Origin of the sequence: Levilactobacillus angrenensis, assembly GCF_003946085.1 — a bacterium.
GTDB classification, from domain to species: domain Bacteria; phylum Bacillota; class Bacilli; order Lactobacillales; family Lactobacillaceae; genus Levilactobacillus; species Levilactobacillus angrenensis.
Map to the genome: position 1 here is coordinate 170,568 of NZ_RHOB01000001.1, position 18,778 is coordinate 189,345.

Below are 18,778 nucleotides of genomic sequence, written 5' to 3' on the forward strand. Positions count from 1 at the left end.
AGCCGGTATGCTCTTTATTCTGATGGCTTGTGGGGTGTTAGGCACCACGACGACTGCCAGTGCCAAAGCGGCGTTAAAGACCTACACGCAGCCGTTTCAAAACACGACCACTAGTCTGTCTGGTCAGTCCGTTGAGATGAGTACGTACTTTATCAAAATGGACTATTGGGACGTGAAAAAAGCGACATTGAATCTGAATTATCAGGTGTCACAACTTTCTAGTCGGCAGTTATCGGATATCACGGTTTCTTTGGGTGGCGTGAAATTTGCCTCGTTTCGACCGAAAAAACAAACGGGCTTGCAGACCAAGACGATTCGCATCCCGTTGCGGCTCTTGGCCGGTCAAAATGAACTGAAAATCAGTGGTCAGGTGTTGAATCGTGCCGGCAAACAAGATTATCGGCTGACGCAGACGCCGGCCAACTGGCTGACAGTAGATAATCGTTCAGACGTGAATTTTCAATACGCCTTGAAGGCACCGACGCGTAACATCGATTCCTTCTATGATCATTTCTCGGGGCCGGATACTATCGTGAACCGGAATGCCTATATTACAGTGCCTAACGCTGCTAACAATGCGGAACTAGCTGCAAGTATGTACGCGTTAACGGGGGAATCACGGGTCATCACCACGGAAAATCAACAGATTCCGGTGGTCCAATTCAGTAGCGCGGATGGGCAAAAAGCCGATTACCAACTGGTGATGGCGGAGTACCAACATTTGCCGACACGATTTAAGAGACTATTTCGGACCGCTGACCTGAAAAATGCGGCGCAAATCAAGCGAGTTGACCTGAAGCATAAACACTACTTAGTAGTCACGGCGACGACGGGGGCACTGTTGAAAAAAGCCGCGCGGTTCGTGGCTAATTCCGAGCTGATGAAAGAGTCTAAGCATCCAACAGAGCGGATTACCCTCGCAACACAGACTTTTACGTCAACGCTGAACTATGATGGCAAATATCAGTTGACGACCAGCGCGGATAAAATCACTGGCGCGGATCATCAGGAACGGCAGTATTTTGTCAGCCTCCCGGTCGATCGCAATAATGCTGATGGATCGACCATCAGCATTCATTTCCGCTATGCCCGTAATCTGGATTTTAAAAATTCACTGGCCACGGTATATGTGAATGATACGGCCGTGGGGAGTGAGCGGTTAAGCGCCGCCCGGGCGGACAACGATACGCTGACGGTGGCGTTGCCTAAAGGGATGGCCTTGGGCAATAGCTTCACCGTTCGGGTTGCCCTAGACCTACCGCTAAAAGGCTCGGCGACCACGCAAAATAATAATCAGACGCCCTGGGCCAGCATCGAGCCCGACTCGGTTGCCAGAATCAAATCGGCACCGGGCAATGACCTGCTCTTTAGTAACTATCCGAATTTATTTTTGAAGAATTCGACCTACGATGATTTGGCGGTAGTCCGCCCGCAGACGATGTCCGCGACGGACTACCAGACGTTGACCAATATTTTCAATCTGATTGGCAATTATGCGGAGAATAACCGGGGAAAGATCACCTTTTATCAGCATCAGCCCAGCAAGGCGGTCATGGCCGATGCTAATGTGATTGCCTTTGGGACACCGCGGCGTAACGAGGTGATTCATCGATTGAATCATCAGCTATACTTTAAATACAACGCAGCAGAGACCGGATTCTTGTCGAATGAAAAGCTGAGCATTGAACAGAAGTACGGCCAGACGATTGGAAGCGCCCAGTTATTGCGGTCGCCGTACAACGCTAAGAAGGGGTTGTTGGTCGTAACGGGCGCCACCGACACGGCAACGTATCTGGCTTCGACGCAGATCAATTATCAGCGTAACATCGCCCAATACACGGGGGATGCCATTGTGGTCGATCCTGACAATAATCACAATGGGTATCGATTTAAGAAAAATAAGTTGATCAATACGGCGTTGAACACGAAACAGGCCATTAGCCGGCATTCGCAACAATTGCTGTACTTGGGGCTGGGGCTCATCATGATTATGGTCGTGACGATTGCGCTATTGCTCCTACTGTGGAAGCATGGCAGTTTGCATCGCCGGCGAAAGGGGGCACGGCATGACTAATCGTGCAAAAAATTCTAATCGGGAAACGTGGCTCACGGATATTTATCTGATTGTTTTTTTGATGATGGTCAGTGGCCTGGCACTGGGAATGGCCGCCACGCAGACGCACTACCTGATGATCAACGTGACCTTTTTAGCTGTGACCATCTGTCTGATCTTATTCACGTACTTTTGGGGGGTTATCACGGGGTTGTTGCTGAACCTAGCGTTTATGTTTGCTCAGATTTTGATCGTCATCTACGTCAGCCAAACGCATGCCGACACGGTGGCGTGGGGCCTGCTTTTCTGGCTGGTCTTACCTTTATTGCTTTCAATTTCCTTTTATGGCATGACGGCGCATCTGCGTAAGCTTCAGGCAGACAACGTGAAATTGCGCCAGGACCTCATTGAACGTGGGGCCTTTGACGAGTCGACAAACCTACGCACGACGGTCTCGTTCATCGAAGATACGGCCGTTTTTACTGAAACTAATCGGCGCTTTGACTTGCCAGTAACGACGATGATCATTCGGATTCGTTATTTCCAAGAGATGCGCAGTATGATCAGTGATAGCCAGTTGAGTGTGCTCTTGCAGTTAGTTTCAGAGACCATCAAAGGGGCTATGCGAACCAATGATATTACTTATTTGTTGGACCGAGCTAACCCGACCTGGGGCGTTTTGCTCTTCACGGACGCTGATGGTGCAGAAATTGCCGGCAAGCGCATCAAAGAGAAATTTGATAAGGCCCTGCTCGACTCCGACAATTTAGCGACGTTAGAGGTTCGGCTGATGGTCGGGGTAGCTAGCTGGGATGCAGAGAAGATGAAGAACCCTTACGACTTGATGAATGCCGGTATTAAAGAAACCGAATATGATGTTTAGGTGGGATGGTTAAATGACCGCAGCCCTTTTGGTACAGGCGGCGGTCATTTAAAGTAGACACACAAGAGCCTGGGATGTCCGGTCCCCAGGCTCGTTTTTGTTTACTGATAGTTATCGCCGATTCATATAGCGGTAAATGCTGTACAAAATAATTCCGGTCAATACGATGAGGCCGATAGCCGGATTGTCACGAAAGAGCCAGTGGACGACGCGTAGTGGACTGGTGCCGTGTAAGCCGCCAATTAGGGTGGTAAGGTGAAGCAGCATGTAACCATCTCCTGATGAAATTATTTAAAAAATATCCGAAAAAATTAAGGAAAAGTAAAGACTTTTCAGCGATTTAGCGTATGATGTAAACCACAGAGACCTAGAGGAGGGTATTACCCGTGAACGTGAATTACATGCTCATCCTGGAAATCATTGTGGTGGTCAACGCAGCGTTGGCCTTCGTGACGGTCTTTCGGGAAAAACGCGATATTGCGGCGACTTGGGCCTGGATGCTGGTGTTGGTGCTCCTGCCCGTCGTGGGCTTCATTGCGTACGCCTTTATCGGCCGGAAGCTGCCTAAGGGCCGGATGTTTCGCCTGCAACGGCAGGTCGCCGTTCAATTAGAGGAGCGGTTGAACCAGCAACGTGAAGAAATTGGCGATGAAATTGTGCCGTCTGACCAAATTAGTCACTCGGTCATTAATATGGTAAATATGTTTATGGAGACCGACCACGCATTTCTCGCGCGGAAGAACCGGGTCCGCATCATCACGGATGGTCACGACCTGTTCCACTTGATGTTAGAAGATATTGAGCGGGCCCATTCCAGTATTCATATTGAATTCTACACCTTTTATAACGATCAGATTGGCAATGACGTCTTGGATCTTTTGATCAAAAAGGCGCGAGCCGGCGTCGAAGTCCGGGTCATCTATGATCCGTGGGGGTCGATGGGAACTTGGAAGAGCTTTTTTAAACCGCTAATTGATGCCGGTGGGCACGTCGAGGCCTTCCTGGGCACGCGTTCAGCTGTGATCGATTTTCGGCTGAACTTCCGTGATCACCGCAAGATCGTGACGATTGATGGCCAGATTGGCTACGTCGGTGGTTTTAATATCGGCGACCAGTATCTGGGACGCAAGGAAAAGTTTGGCTACTGGCGCGACACGCATTTACGTATCGTGGGCTCCGGGGTCTTCTCGTTGCAGGCGCGCTTCATGCTGGACTGGAACGCCACTGACCGCGATCATCCCTTCAAGGATGACCGCATCGAGCACAAGTACTTCCCGCTGACCAAGGTCAAGGGGGAGACTAGCCTCCAGATTGTGTCGAGTGGACCGGATTCCGATTTGCAACAGATCAAGATGGGGTACATGCGGCTGATTCAGACGGCTGAAAAGCGCTTGTGGATTCAAACACCGTACCTGATTCCCGACGACAGTGTGTTGGACTCCCTGCGGATTGCGGCCATGGCTGGCGTCGACGTGCGAATTATGATTCCGGACAAGCCGGATCACGCCTTCGTGTACCGGGCTACGCAGTACTATGCGCGGCAACTGGCCGATGATGGGGTCAAGATTTATTTCTACCACAATGGGTTTATCCACGCCAAGACCATGGTCGTCGACGGTCGGATTGCCTCGGTGGGCTCGGCGAATATGGATTATCGCAGTTTTAAATTGAATTTTGAGATCAATGCCTTTATTTATGACCCGCAAGTCGCCACGCAGCTTGAAGAAATTTACGAAGCCGACATGCGCTACAGCGAGCTGATCACGCCAGAAAAGTTCAAGGCCCAATCGACTTATTTGAAATTCAAGCAGACGGCTTCGCGCTTATTATCCCCGATTCTGTAACGCCTGTCCTGATTGGCGTGTGGAAATATTGGGGTTAGGATTAGCGTTGGGGCGCAACTAAGCAGATTGGTTGGTCCGGTGCGGGTGAGATGTTATGATGAAGCCGCTAAAGTGGTCGACACTGGCGGTCCGGATTGAGGCCGGAATCCCGGTCGGACTGGCAGTGACCCCCTTTAGTGCCGCGAAAAATCTGAGTTAATGGAGTCTGGACCTAAACGCCCAGGCTTCTTTTTTGGCGCAAAATACCCCAGCGAGCGCGTCGTCGGGGCAGTGGCAAATGCTTGGTTAAATGAACCTTTGCTGGATTGACTTGACTAGTTAGGGGTGCCAACACAATCCACAGATGAGACCGCACGACCAGTCCCACCCACAAATGCTATGTTAACTGAGCAAACCGATAAACGCAATCAAAGGGCTTAACAATCGCGTTAAGGCGCGATTGGTTTAGGGACTTGCTCAGTAAACGGATAAGTCGTTTGAGACGCGGGCTTTCGGCTCAAAGCGAGGCCGAGACCGTTTTTCAGGCTCGGTCCGGTCCGCCCACCGCGTTCCAACCCATAGTTGGCGGATTGTAGGCGGTCAGTTCTCGCTACGAAGCTGTGAACGACTAATTCTTACACCATGAGTCGCGTGGTGACAATGGTTCTAGCTGATTTTTGTCTTTCAACTTTCAGTTCCAAACAAATGCCCCGCAATCACGATGACTGCGAGGCATTTTAATTACTTATTTTGTGAAATCAATGGCCAGACTCAAGAAGTAGACCACGACCCCGCCAACGACCATGCTGACGAGCTCACCCCAGCCGATGGATAGCCAGTTGGCCCAAAAAGTTGGCCAGAAGGCAGCGCTCCCCACGATGGCAATCTCCCAGGCAATCATGCACATGAAAAAGACGGCGACGACCGTGTTGACGGCCATCTGGGCGATACGGTTGTGGATGAACTTGCTGAGCCAATACATGACTAGCAAGGCCAACAGCGTTTGCACGGTGCCAGTCACGATGTCTAAAAAGCCAAACGGTGAGGCAATGATATTTGAGATGAAGACCCCCAGGGTGACGGCGACAATGTAGCGCTTGTTAAAGACAACCAAGTGGTTGAACATTTCTGACAGGCGCACCTGAAAGGGGCCGAAGCTCAGGGCTGACAAGACCGTTGTTAGGACAACGTAGAGTGCAGCTACTAGGGCAGCGAGGACCATGCTACGAGTGTCGTCGATGCCCAGAAAACTTTTCTTAGAATTCACGAGAAATTCCTTCCTTTGCTAGTTATTCAATTTGTGACGCATACATAAGAGTACCGCAAACCACGGGATTTGGCAAAATGTTCCATGTGAAACATTACAATCCGGTATTGTCTGGGAAGAAAGATTGACAGCGGGCGGGGTGGTTGTGTAAGTTAAGACTAACTTAACTGAAATCATTTAAAAAGAAATTGGAGGCGTCATCATGAAAATCGCACACCGCCAGTGGCCGCTATGGGGGCTGTACACCGTGGCGTTTACGCTGATTGCGGCATTGGGCTTTGGCGTGTTTGGTCTGGCGAACCGGACCATGATTTGGTACATGGATGGGGTGACCCAGCACTATCCGCTGATTTTGGAGCTCCACCGCTTATTGGCAAAGGAGGGCCTGGGTGGCCTGGCTGGTTGGTCGTGGACCTTGGGGTTGGGGGCTGATAAGCTCACGACGTTGGCCTATTACGTGTTGGGGGACCCGTTTGCCTACCTGGTCGCACTGTTGCCCACGCGGCTCCTGGAAATCGGTTATGGTTGGGGCATCATATTGCGGCTATATGCCAGTGGGCTGGCGTTTTTGGCGTTGGCCCAGCGCTATTCCTTTCGGCCGAGCAGTCGGCTGTTAGGCGCGCTGACCTATGCATTTACCGGCTACTCCTTAATGGTCGGGGTCCATCACCCGTTTTTCTTATTGCCGATGATTTGGCTACCGCTGCTATTCGTGGGCATCGACCAGGTCTTACACGGCCAGGGCTGGGGCTTACTGGCGTTGATGACCGGCGTGACGATTCTCAGTAACTTTTACTTTGCCTACATCTTAGGCCTGGGCAGCTTGATCTATGCCGTCATTCATTACCTACACGTGAAACAGCAGGGGACTTTGGCCGTTCGGCTGCCCGTAGCGGTGGGACGGTTCTTAGCCGCGGCCGCGACCGGGATGCTGATTGCCGGCGTCTTCTTGGTGCCGTCCTTACTGATGATGTTGAAATCTACCCGGACCGGTGCCATCTTTGCTAACGGCTTGGTGACCTATCCGCTCGGGTACTACCTGACGCTGGGCAACGCCATTTTGACTACGGGGAATACCCTGAATTACTGGTCTGTGCTGGGGATGAGTGGCCTGACCTTCTTCGGCTGTGTCTACACCTTGGTCCATTGGCGCCGGCATCGCTGGTTAGCCGGCACCCTGGTCGCCATCGTGATTGGGCTGGGCATTCCGGCCGTAGCCGCGGCCTTCAACGTCTTTTCGACGCCCTCTAACCGTTGGATTTTGCTGGCGGCGGTACCGTTTGGCCTGGCGACCATGACTCTGGCCGACCAGTTGGGAAAACTAACGCCGTTCGACCGCTGGTGGTTAGCTGGCAGTGCGGCCGGACTTCTCACCGTGGTCTACTTGAGCAATGGCCTCATCTTCAGTAACGCCGCGCGTGACCTGATCACCTACGGCTTACTGTTGGCACTAACGGCAATCCTGATGATTCAGGCACCGCGCCGCCTCACACTGGAGCTGGTCGGCGTAGCGGTCGGGTTAAATTTGGTCAACAACGCCTGGGGGTACTACGATCCGAATGCCGGGGTGCAAGCGACCCAGGAGCTACGCCGCGGGGATGCGACGCGCTATATTCAAGACTACTTTGATGGCGCCCAGGCGGTGGCCCAGGAGGATAAAACCTTTAGCCGCGTCGATGCCACGCGGAACTTTAATCTATTTCGGACGGTCGGCAACAACATGACCATGACGCACGGGTTGAACGGGGTCATGTCGTATTTTTCCGTGCAAAATGGCTACGTGGGCCAGTTCAGCCGCGACCTGCAAAACTCTGAATACGCGATGAACGCGCCCATCGGCCAGGGGGATAGCCGCACCACGCTGAATCAACTGCTCGGCGTCAAGACACTGTTTGCTCGCGAAGACCAGGTCACGACGTATCAGGCCTTGCCGTACGGCTATCACGCCACGGGAAAGGTGTTCACGGAAAAGCCGGTGTACGGGCTATCTAACGGTGTCGGCACCCAGGCGTTGACCACCAACTTGGCCTTTCCGCTGGTCTACACCCAGCCGCAAGCGATGACCACGTCGGCTTGGCGGCAATTGCAGGGGGTGGACCGGGAACGCAGCTTAACCCAGGCCGCGGTCACGACCAAACCGGTGGCTGGGGTGGCCTCAGCTGCCTACCAGTCGCCCAAACGCCAATTGGGCTATACGGTGACGCCCGACACGGTGCCCGTGATCGACAGTACCAATAAAGTGATTCAATACCGGTTAAATCAGGCCCTGGCCGGTCAAAAGAAAGGGCTCAATGACAAGCAAACGGCAACGTACGGGGCGACGCTAAAGACACCGAAACTGACGGTCGATGACAACGGTCTGATCAGTCGTAAAGACGTTCGGCAATATGGCCCGATGGTGGGCTTACAACGGCATCGGCAGGCGCTCCAGCGGGTCTTGGCGCAGAACCAAGCCATCTTAAAGCACACCACCCAGGTCAATGCCCACGGGCTGCGCCAACTGGCCAGTGACGCGCAGGGACACCCCATCAGCTACACGCTGACACTCAAGCACCCCCAGCGCGCCCAGGGGACGGAACTGTATTTGGAACTAAGCGGTATCACGTCGAACCAATTGACTACTCGTGGGCAACTCCAAGCCCAGGACAATACGAGTGTACTAGGCGCCACCCCCCGCTCGGCCTTGACCAAGTTAAATGCCTGGCGGACGGCAACGCGCAATCCCGACCTCGGTGACTACTGGGTTACGGCCAAGACGCGGGATGCGGCCAAGACGTTCTCCCAGTTTGGCGTCGACAACTTGTCGGACTACGAACCCAAGCAACACGTCTTGCTCAACCTGGGCTATTCCAAGCAGTTGCGCAAAACGGTGGACGTGACCTTTAATGCCACGCAACAGATTAATTTCAAATCCGCCCGGTTGATCGCCGTGCCATTTGGAAAAGCCTACAATCAGCAGGTCCACCGCGTACAGCGTCGCGGCCTGCAGCACGAACAGGTCACCAATAATCGGGTGTCCGGTGACTTGACGACGGCTCGGACCAGCGTGCTGACCACGTCGATTCCGTACTCCACCGGTTGGCGGTTAACGGTCGATGGTCGGTCAACGCCAACGCAGGTGGTCAACGACGGCTTTGTTGGTGCGCGATTGACCAGCGGAACCCACCACATCCAATTAACCTACCAGACGCCGGGGCTTAAACTCGGCTGGGGACTGACCATTGTCGGCACCCTGATCTTAGTGGGTGAAGATGGTTGGCGATACTGGCGGCGCTCTTAATCCATGAAAAAATGGCGACTCTCGAGACTTGAGGGCCGCCATTTTGCGTCTGATTTGGTACACTGAAGAGGCAGTAAAACTTTTAGGGGAGTGATTGGAATGTCACGATGGTTAACGTGGCCCGTATTCTACGAATTGACGGAGATCTACACGGCGCCACTCAATGTGATGTGGTTCATCTTGGGGGCAGCGATTGCCCAGTACTATGCGGGGACGGTGAACTGGGTCAATGTCGGGCTGTGTCTGCTGGTCGTCTTCATCTTCGATTTAGCTGTCAATGTGGCGGACAACTACTATGATTATCAACATGCCCATGACCGGGCTGGGTACGCGCAAAAGACCAATCCGGTCGGCCGGCTTGCGTTGCCAGAAACCGGAGTGGCCCGGCTAGCGTGGGGCTTGTATGCGCTGGCCGCTGTACCAGGCGTCGTCTTAGTCTTACGAACCGGCTGGCCAGTAGCGGTGTTTGGTGCCATCGGCTATCTGATTGGCATCTTTTACACGGCGGGGCCGCGACCAATCAACGCCACGCCGGTTTCAGCTATCGTGGTGGCGTTAGCGATTGCCTTTTTGATTCAGTTGACCTGTGTCTACGTGTCCATTTACGGGGAACGGCCGCTAACTTGGTCAATGGTGGGGGTGACCTTCTTGTTGTGCCTGCCACTCACGCTGATCTTCTTTACGCTTCAGATGGCCAATGATACGGCCGACCGGGCAGAAGACATTGCGAATCACCGCTATACGCTGGCATATTATCTGGGCCAACCTGGGTCCGTGCGGCTGATTCAAATGGTCGTGGTGGTGGGCAGCTTGTGGCCCTTGGTCAACGTAGCACTGGGCATTGCCCCAGCCTGGACGGCATTAGCAGTGCTGTTATTGCCCGTGATGTGGCGGGGGATGCGGCCCTTCTTTGCCGTGCAGGACAAGCGCCGGACCTTCATGACGATGGTCAAGAGCGCCTCACTGTTCTTCGTGGCCTACCCGCTATTGTTTGCGCTGGGGACCTGGTTGTAGCGGGGGTTAACCCGGGTTATAAGGTGGTATTTACGTCGCGCATGATGGGGGTTGTGTTCAAGAGAAAATCAAAATGAGATGACCTTTTTAAATAAGAGCCTTCAGTCCCAATCTGAGCAATTTAAAAGATGGGGATAAAGGAGAAATCGTAAAAGGAATCGCTGTCTCGATATGAAAGGCAACGATTCCTTTTACGATGCCTTGAATTGACGCTTTGAGAAAAGCCAGTTAGTGGCTTAAGTCTGAGAAAGGTCTGGTTAACCCGGGTTATGGTTTGGAATCGACTGATTGGTGACGTTCAGGGCGTAAACCGATACACTGACATCAATGCTAAATTCCCCCCTGTGCAAGCGTAGAAAAATACGGTATCGTAGGAGTGTACCTGGTGGCGACGGGGCTTAAACAGACAGCTATGCCTGCAAAAGAGGCAATTGATATTTCGCCGTTAGGTATCAACAGTTAAGGAAATAGCCCAAGTTAACCCGGGTTATAAAATGCAGTCTACGATATTTCCAGGGGAGGAAATCAAGTGACAAAACATGTACGGGATTACTTGCTGCAACAACTCAATGATGGGCTGATCTTACTGGTCTTCTGCAACAGCGTGACGCTGGGGCAGCTGTGGATAGGTGCGTGGTACTATCAGTGGGGGGCGTCGCTACTGTTTTTCGGCTATCTACTCGTGATATTGGGGTTGTTGGCCGTGGGACTTTGGCGCCCGCGATCAGATGCCCGTGATTTTACCAGGGGGCAGGCGGACTACTGGCTATCTCTAGTCAATGAACCGCAAGGCGATTTTAGGGGTCTGAATTGGACGAAGGGAATCTGGTGCGGTGCCATCAGTTTTAATTTGGTGGTCTTTCAATTCGGGTCGACCCTGGGCTGGTCGCTCGGCCAACAATTAGCCGTGAAGTTAACGGTGGCCATCGCCGTTGGGGGACTCGTGCTGGGAATGGTTGGCCTCTGGGCGGTGCGTTGGTGGCGGTATTATACACGATTGCGAGGTGGTCAGGCATGACCAAGCAACAACACGATTACTGGCAGTTATTTTTCAGCGATGTTTTTCAGGTCATTATCACGTTACAGCTGGCCCTATCATTGTTGGACTGGGATGACCTTTGGCCGTGGCGAGTGACGGTGTTGGCGGCCCTGGTTCTGGTAGTGAGTGGGCTGACCATCAGTAGTGCCTGGTATCGCTACCGGGGCAGTGCGCACAGTCAGCCGATTGCGACGACCACTCATTGGCTGTATTTGTTAAATGAACGTGATGCTAATCTGACCCGTAACTGGTTGACCTGGTCGCGGGGCGTGCTAGTGGGATTGGTGGTGTTGATGGCCGGTGTGAGTCTGCTAAATGGCGTCGTCGCGCTACCACCCACGGCATTGCTCTTTTTGGGGCTGGACAGTCTGGTATTTATCGGCGGAATTCTGGCTTTCAATATCTTGTGCTGGGGGATTCACCGTTGGCAGTAATTTAGGGGAAGCAACATGTCCAAACGCAGCTGGGTACTGACAATTGGACGAGTGGGCAATCTAGCAGCGATTTTTACGGCCTTGACGTTGGCCGGACCGTGGCGGCTACGCTTTACATACCTGGGCAGCTTCTTGCTGCTAGTTAACGCCAGTCTGATTTTTTGGACCACCACCGCCACGAGTTATGGCACGGTCGTCTCCGTTCCGGTAGTGAATTGGCCTACCTGATTATCCTAGATCTGATTTATCTATTCTGGGATGCCGGTTCCGCCGTCCATGGTGGGCTGGCCGTCTTGTGGCAGGTGACTAATGTTGTGAATTATCTGACGCTGGCCTTGGCTGGACTGATGGTCGGGCAATGGTTGATAGGAAGCTGGCACAGTTGCCGACATCCTCATTAAAAAAATCGTGTGACCCATCGTGGCAGGTCACACGATTTTTTAATGGGGTGGACAAAGTCCCTAGTTGCAAAATCAGTTCGTTTGGTTGGTCCCGGGAAATGAGTCATAGGTGGTTTTTAGGGTTATCGGTAAGCGCCTTGGTTCTTAAGTATCGTGCAAAAAACCCGTCATTCAGGCCGTGAGCCCCAATGACGGGTTTTGCTTAATCAGCGTTTAAAATCCATAGGAACAAGATGAAGACGACGGCTAATCCGTACATCATGGCGCCGACTTCCTTGCCGCGCTTGGCCGCGATCATGGTCAGCGGGTAGGTGATGAAGCCCAGAGCGATCCCGTCAGAGATGCTGTAAGTCAACGGCATACCTAAGACAATCAGGAAGGCCGGAGCGGCCACTTCGAATTTTTCCCAGTGAATGTTCTTCAGGGATTGGGCCATCAGCACACCCACGATAATCAGGGCTGGGGCGGTGACTTGGTTGGTCACGACTGCCAGCAGTGGGGAGAAGAAGGCCCCGAAGATGAAGAGAATCCCGGTGACGATGGCGGTGAAGCCCGTCCGTCCACCAACTGCGATTCCGGCAGAGGATTCGACGAAGGCCCCCATAGGCGACGTCCCTAACAGGGAACCAACCACCATGGTGCTGGAGTCAGCCATCAAGGCTTTACCGATCCGGGGCAGCTTGTTGTTCTTGACCAGACCAGCTTGTTCGGCCAGGCCGACTAAAGTCCCGGTGGTGTCAAAGAAGGTGACCAGCAAGAAGGTCAAGACGACCACGACTAGCTGTAAGGAATTGATGCTCGACACGTGAGTCAGACCAACCATGAAGGTCGAACTGATGCTGGGGACGCCGGAAATCAATTGCTTAGGCATGGCGATCAGGCCCGTTGCCAGTCCCAAAATAGAGTTGGCGACCATCCCGATGAAGATGGCCCCAGGAATACGCGCGCTCATCAGGACTAACGTGATAATTAAACCGAAAATCGTCAACCACGTGCTACCGACCTGCAGGGAACCCAGCGTCACGACCGTGGACTTGTCAGCGACGACCAAACCACCTTGGCTCAAACCGATAAAGGCAATGAATAACCCAATTCCGGCACTGATGGCCATTTTCAAATCACGCGGAATGGCGTCGACCACTTTTTCCCGTAGCTTGAAAGCCGTCAATATCATGAACAGGATGGACGCCACGAAGACGCCAGCCAGCGCCGTTTCCCACGGCACCTTCATCCCGATGACCACGGAGTAAGCGAAGAAGGCGTTGATTCCCAGGCTGGCGGAGATGGCGATCGGGTAGTTGGCGAGAATCCCCATCAACATGCACCCGAAGGCTGAGGCAAAGGCCGTCGCGGTAAACACGGCGCCTTGGCTGATGCCGGAAGCCCCCAGCACCTGCGGGTTCACGAACAAGATGTAGGCCATGGAAACGAAGGTCGTTAGGCCGGCCAGCGTTTCTTTCTTGTAGTTCGTGCCCAGTTCCTCAAAATGAAAAAAGTCAGCGATTCTTTGCATGAATGATTGCTCCTTTAGGCAAATTTATGTAAAATCCGAACGTTTATTGATATCGTTCGTGTTTTTGTTCTTAATCAATCCTTATAGAGCTTATCACGTTCCTAAATAAAATGCAATCACGAATTATAATTTATTTTATAATCGGTTAGTTCGTAGACTGCTGGTATCCAAAAAAGAGTCTGGGGAAATTCCCCAGACTCGTGGATGGTATCTTTAAATGACTGAAACGTGCGCCCACAGGCAGTCGGTTCCGCGCTTAATCCGGATCGGCCAGGGACTTGCCGCTGGTGATAGTCTTGAAGCCGGAAAAGGCCGTGTCGATCGTTTGATATTCTGCATCGCTGAGCGTGACGTCTAAGGCTTGAGCGTTGGCCTCGACTTGGGCGGCGCGCTTGGCACCAGGGATGACGACACTGACCAGTGGATCTTGCATGTACCAGGCCAAAACGGTTTGCGCGACCGTCGCTTGGTGTGCGTCGGCAATTGGCCGGATGGCGTCGATGGCCTTGAGGGCCTGGCTGTACCGCGGTTCTTGGAAATCGCTGATTTGACTGCGGATATCGTCGGCCGGGAAGCTCACGTCTTGATCGTATTTCCCAGTCAACAGGCCAGAAGCCAAGGGGAAGTATGGGACGAAACTGATTTGATGGTCCTTAAGGTACGGCATCAGGTCGGCCTCGTGGTCGCGGTGGAGCAGGCTAAATTCGTCTTCGACCACGTCCACGTAACCGTCGGCGTTGGCTTCTTTGACTTGGTCTAAGCTGAAGTTGGACAGGCCGATTGCACGGATCTTGCCTTGTTCGCGCAGGCGTTGTAGGGCGCCGACCGCTTCGGCCTTGGGCGTTTGTTTATCAGGGAAGTGGATGTAGTAGATATCCAGGTAGTCGGTGTTGAGGCGCTTTAGGCTGGCTTCCACTTGGGCGGTCAGAAATTTGGGGTCGTTGTTAATGACCTGTTCGCCGCTCGAGAAGTCTTGGGCCCCCTTGGTAGCGAGGGCAAAGCTGTGGCGGTCAAAGTCGTGCATGGCTTGACCAACCAGTTCTTCGGAATGGCCTAAGCCGTAAACGTAGGCGGTGTCCAGCAATTTGATACCGTTATTCAGCCCCGCCTTGACCAAATTCAAACCGTCTTCATCTTTTAAATTGGGGAAGAGGTTATAGCCGCCGACCGCGTTGGTCCCCAGACCTAGTGGCGTAGCCTGCACATCAGTTTTACCAATCGTAACTTGTTTGTGTGTCATACAATGACCCTCCTAATGAAGTTGTGAAACCGGATTCAAATACATTTCCTATTATAACGGATTTCTCCAGGCGTGAAAAATAACTTGGCCCGGTGTTAGCCAGCGCCACTTTCTGGTACACTGGAAGGCAAGGAAAAGGAGCGGTGAAAATGACAACTTACTTAATCGTGGGGGCGAATGCTCTCGGACAATCGGTCGCACAACAATTGGCAACGCAAGCGGACGCAACGGTGCGGCTCTTGAGTGCCCCCGATGTGGCAGTGGACCCAGCGTTGGCTCAGCAGGTTTCAGTGTTGACGGGTGATTTGACGAAAGAGGCCACGTACGGCCCCGCCTTGCAAGATCACCCCGTAGTTTTCTCGGCCCTGAGTGGGATGGACGTGGACTTGGCGTTTGAAGCGCTGTTCGATGCGCAATACCATCAGCGCTTGACGTTGACGCGGTTTGTCATGTTGAGTACGGCAGGGGTCGATCAAGAGGTGACGGGCGACTTGAATTACCCCGGCATTAACGACATCAAGGAATACCTGAACCAACAGCGTTATGCGGCTAAATTGGTGGACGAGGCAGAGTTTCCGTACACGATCTTGCGGCCGGTGACGTTAAGTGACGATACCCAGCGCGAGCCACAGATCATCAAGGAAGGCACTGCCGTCCCTGCAGGAACTGTTCCACGTGAAACAGTCGCTCAGGTCGCCGTCCAGTTGATGACTGCTGGTGGCGCGGATTATCAATCCCTGGCGATTTGCTAATAGTACTGCTTAAAGTTTGCCAAAACCTGGTAAATTCAGTCGTGGGTTCAGAGATTGTTTGTTAAAATAGAGATAGTGGGGTGAAAGCAGTGGCAATTAATATTGATCAAGACCAATTAGAAGCGATTCGTGAGCGCATGGATGAGGCCAATCAACGCGCCCACTTCGTGATTTTTAAGTCCGTGGAACGGGCGACTGGTAAAGTCCTGCGCCTCATCACGGATATCGAAAGTTTCCGAACGATTCGCGAACAGCATCAAGACGATTCCGACATGATGATCGTCCAAGACATCGTACCGATCACGGCCACCTTGGCACGCTGGGCGGTCGCCGAAAATTTGGCGGCCCAGCAGCAAGGCGACAGTGCGACGGTCTTGGCCGATTTAGAGCACTACACCAATGCGGTGCTTCAAGAAAATCATCAAACAATCAATCCGCCAGAGGATGCGGACGATTCAGACGACTAACTCGGGTTGGTCGCCTTTTTGTTAGGCAACAAGATGACAGTGATTATCGACAGGTGATTTGACCAATTTTATCGGAAATAATTAATGATCAGCAGTGTTAAACAATTCGGCCTAAAGCGCAATGATGTCAGTAAATGTCGGTTACCAAACTAACCGGCTTATTTTTATGACAATTTCGCGTCAACGCCCAATTGCCCACGTAAAACTGGTAAGATAGAGGTAAGTATGGGGGAGAAGAAATCTAATTTTGAGGAGGGTTCTCGTTGAAAAAATATTGGCAATTACTTTTGGGGACGGCTTTTGCTGCGTTGATGCTGGGCTGGGGATCCGCACCAGTTGTGGCCCCAGCGAAGGCAAAACCGACGATGAAAATGGTCACGTATGGGCAATTGACTAACAAAAATACCCATCGTTTGGCAGCCGTTCGTGAAGCGGCTCGTCAAGCTATTTTACAAACGACGAAAGCCAAGAGTCGCCGGGTACCAGCGGTCTATCAAGTGAAATTACCGACCCATATGTCTAAAAAAGCGGGGCTGGCTAAGAAGGGGCTACGGATGCCGCTACTGAAGAACAGTTTTAAGCTGTCCCACGTAACGGTGCCGTATAGTGCGTTGACGGGTAAGATCGCCAATCGTTACCTACCCAAGGCTGACCGGACCAAGAAGATCAACACCAAGAAAATGGTGGCTTTGACCTTTGACGATGGGCCGGATCCAACCTTAACGCCACGCCTGTTGAAGACGTTAAAGAAGGCCCACGTGCACGCCACGTTCTTTGAAGTCGGTCAAAGCGTTAAACGTTATCCGAAGATTGCCCGGGCCGTCTTGGCTGGTGGCAATGAGTTAGCGAACCATTCTTGGAATCACCCGAACTTTGGGAGCATTGGGACCAAGAAGACGGCGCAACAAGTCTTGCGGACCAATCAGGCAATTTATCAAGCAACCAAGACCTTGCCGCAATACGTTCGGCCACCCTATGGCAGCATTACTGCCGCAGAAGGGCGTAAGCTGCAACAGCCGATCATTCGTTGGTCAGTGGATTCTCGCGATTGGTCGTACTTAAATGCGAAAAAGGATATTGCGGAAGTAATGAAAGATACGCGTGGTGGCGACATCATCTTGATGCACGATGTTCACAAACAATCGGTAGCCGCCGCACCCACGATCATCAAGCGGTTGAAAGCCAAGGGGTACAAATTGGTCACCGTCAGCGAATTGTTGAACAATCAAGCCTTGCCGGGGTTACAGTACTTCGGTGCGCATGATGCGCGAATCGCTGGTAAATAAAAAAACGATTAGTTTCACGTGGAACATTTCCCGTGAGACTAATCGTTTTTTCGTGTCAAGATAAGTTAGCCCAGTAACTGCTTAACCAATTGTTCATAGACGTGTTGAACGTGGTGGAACTCATCAAGGTCGACGGATTCGTTCAGGGAATGGGCGTCATACCATTTGCCCGCACCGTAAACGATGACGGGGAAGGCGTTGGCGGACTTGGTGAATTCGGAAGCGTCGGTGGCCCCATGGATCACTTGCAGGTCGATAGGGTGGCCGAACTCAGCGTCAGCGATAGCCTTAGTCGTTTTGACCAGCGGCGAATCTTGAGCGCTGATGATGGGTTTGAAACTGTAGTCCACGTGTAAGGTCAGATCCACGCCGTCTTCTTGGTTGAGGCGGTCGACGGTCTCGTTTAACCGCTGAATGACTGCGGCATTGTCGAATTCAGGAATCGGCCGGATGTTACCTTGAAGTTCGGCCTTGGCGGGGATGCTATTGACCTGTTCGCCGCCGTTGAAGACCGTCACGCTGTGGACCAGCGGCCCGAGTTCAGGGCTAACGGGGGCGTCGTCGAATTCGGTGGCTTCGGCGGTCACGTATTTGATCAAATTCGTAATCGCGTTGACGCCTTTTTCCGGCATGGAACTGTGGGCACCGACCCCGCGAGAATAGACGTGATAGTTCAGAGAGCCGTTGTGGGCGTAGACCAGATTGCCCCCAGTCGGTTCACCGATGACCATCCCAGTCAGATCGTCAGCGTAGCCTTGTTCGGTCAGCATCCGCGACCCCATGGCGCCATTTTCTTCGCCGACGGTCCCGATAAATCGCAGGCGGCCGTTGAGTTTGACCTGAGCGTCGGCCAGGTCGATAAAGGTGATCAGCATGCCAGCTAACCCACTCTTCATGTCCGCTGCGCCCCGACCGTAGAGGCTATTGTCGGCGATGTGAGCGCTAAACGGGTCGAATTGCCAATCGGCTAAATCACCGGTCGCAACGGTATCCAAATGACCAGCTAGAGCGAAGACCTGGTCGCTAGTGGGGTCGCCGATTTCGGCCACCACGTTGCTCCGGCCGGGGGCGTACGGAATCAGCTTGGCGGAAATGCCATGTTCTGCGAAGAGCTGCTGAATATAGGTCGCGACGGCTTCCTCGTTGCCATTGACGGAATTAATGCTGACTAAGTCTTGTAAAATCTGTACTGCTGCACTGTCTTTCATAAAGACCAACCCACTTTCTCACCATTTTTTAATATTATAATTCAGTGTAGCACGCTTTCAGAAAAATGGCCCGTAAAGTTGCGGAATATCACGAAATTTATGGCAAACATTTGTTCGC

16 protein-coding genes are annotated in these 18,778 nt (G+C 52.6%); 11 read left to right on the top strand and 5 right to left on the bottom strand.

What is annotated here, in order from left to right; all coding sequences use genetic code 11:
* Positions 1–22: 22 nt before the first annotated feature.
* Complete coding sequence (locus EKM83_RS00745; protein ID WP_382337498.1) at positions 23–2,074, top strand: cellulose biosynthesis cyclic di-GMP-binding regulatory protein BcsB; 2,052 nt, start codon at positions 23–25, stop codon at positions 2,072–2,074.
* The gene (locus EKM83_RS00750) at positions 2,067–2,936 is read left to right on the top strand and encodes a GGDEF domain-containing protein (protein WP_125574737.1); all 870 of its coding nucleotides are present in this window, start codon (positions 2,067–2,069) and stop codon (positions 2,934–2,936) included. Before EKM83_RS00745 ends, EKM83_RS00750 begins: the two co-directional genes overlap by 8 nt.
* 111 nt (positions 2,937–3,047) lie before the next feature.
* Here the strand turns inward: EKM83_RS00750 and EKM83_RS13230 are convergent, their stop codons facing one another.
* Complete coding sequence (locus EKM83_RS13230) at positions 3,048–3,203, bottom strand: hypothetical protein (RefSeq protein ID WP_164505552.1); 156 nt, start codon at positions 3,201–3,203, stop codon at positions 3,048–3,050.
* A gap of 119 nt (positions 3,204–3,322) precedes the next feature.
* On the opposite strand from EKM83_RS13230, the gene cls reads away from it, so the two are divergent.
* Positions 3,323–4,780 (top strand): cardiolipin synthase, encoded by a 1,458-nt coding sequence (cls, locus tag EKM83_RS00755; RefSeq protein WP_125574738.1) that lies wholly within the window; start codon positions 3,323–3,325, stop codon positions 4,778–4,780.
* A 724-nt stretch (positions 4,781–5,504) separates the two neighbouring features.
* Here cls and EKM83_RS00760 read toward each other — a convergent pair.
* A complete protein-coding gene (locus tag EKM83_RS00760) occupies positions 5,505–6,026 on the bottom strand; it encodes a QueT transporter family protein (RefSeq protein WP_125574739.1) in 522 nt (173 codons plus the stop codon).
* A gap of 202 nt (positions 6,027–6,228) precedes the next feature.
* Between EKM83_RS00760 and EKM83_RS00765 the strand changes: the two genes are divergently transcribed.
* The 5 genes from EKM83_RS00765 to EKM83_RS00785 all read left to right on the top strand — a co-directional run bounded on the left by EKM83_RS00765 (position 6,229) and on the right by EKM83_RS00785 (position 12,021).
* Positions 6,229–9,306: a YfhO family protein gene (locus EKM83_RS00765; RefSeq protein WP_125574740.1), complete on the top strand. Its 3,078-nt coding sequence runs from the start codon at positions 6,229–6,231 to the stop codon at positions 9,304–9,306.
* 99 nt (positions 9,307–9,405) lie between these two features.
* Entirely contained in the window at positions 9,406–10,320 is a 915-nt protein-coding gene (locus EKM83_RS00770; protein WP_125574741.1) for a prenyltransferase, read from the top strand.
* Positions 10,321–10,849: 529 nt separating this feature from the next.
* On the top strand, positions 10,850–11,338 hold the full coding sequence (locus tag EKM83_RS00775; protein WP_125574742.1) for a hypothetical protein: 489 nt from the start codon (positions 10,850–10,852) through the stop codon (positions 11,336–11,338).
* Entirely contained in the window at positions 11,335–11,793 is a 459-nt protein-coding gene (locus tag EKM83_RS00780) for a hypothetical protein (protein WP_125574743.1), read from the top strand. The genes EKM83_RS00775 and EKM83_RS00780 overlap by 4 nt, the downstream gene beginning before the upstream one ends.
* 15 nt (positions 11,794–11,808) lie before the next feature.
* On the top strand, positions 11,809–12,021 hold the full coding sequence (locus EKM83_RS00785) for a hypothetical protein (protein ID WP_125574744.1): 213 nt from the start codon (positions 11,809–11,811) through the stop codon (positions 12,019–12,021).
* A 375-nt stretch (positions 12,022–12,396) separates the two neighbouring features.
* Here the strand turns inward: EKM83_RS00785 and EKM83_RS00790 are convergent, their stop codons facing one another.
* Complete coding sequence (locus tag EKM83_RS00790) at positions 12,397–13,707, bottom strand: NCS2 family permease (RefSeq protein WP_125574745.1); 1,311 nt, start codon at positions 13,705–13,707, stop codon at positions 12,397–12,399.
* Between the two features lie 256 nt (positions 13,708–13,963).
* Complete coding sequence (locus EKM83_RS00795; protein WP_125574746.1) at positions 13,964–14,947, bottom strand: aldo/keto reductase; 984 nt, start codon at positions 14,945–14,947, stop codon at positions 13,964–13,966.
* A 149-nt stretch (positions 14,948–15,096) separates the two neighbouring features.
* Between EKM83_RS00795 and EKM83_RS00800 the strand changes: the two genes are divergently transcribed.
* From EKM83_RS00800 to EKM83_RS00810, 3 genes are all read left to right on the top strand, one after another.
* Positions 15,097–15,699: an NAD(P)-binding oxidoreductase gene (locus EKM83_RS00800; protein ID WP_125574747.1), complete on the top strand. Its 603-nt coding sequence runs from the start codon at positions 15,097–15,099 to the stop codon at positions 15,697–15,699.
* 89 nt (positions 15,700–15,788) lie between these two features.
* Positions 15,789–16,166, top strand: a complete 378-nt coding sequence (locus tag EKM83_RS00805; protein ID WP_125574748.1) for a hypothetical protein — start codon at positions 15,789–15,791, stop codon at positions 16,164–16,166.
* 263 nt (positions 16,167–16,429) lie between these two features.
* Entirely contained in the window at positions 16,430–17,452 is a 1,023-nt protein-coding gene (locus EKM83_RS00810) for a polysaccharide deacetylase family protein (protein ID WP_125574749.1), read from the top strand.
* Positions 17,453–17,517: 65 nt separating this feature from the next.
* On the opposite strand, the gene EKM83_RS00815 is transcribed toward EKM83_RS00810, so the two are convergent.
* Positions 17,518–18,660: an ArgE/DapE family deacylase gene (locus EKM83_RS00815; RefSeq protein WP_125574750.1), complete on the bottom strand. Its 1,143-nt coding sequence runs from the start codon at positions 18,658–18,660 to the stop codon at positions 17,518–17,520.
* Between the last annotated feature and the right edge of the window lie 118 nt (positions 18,661–18,778).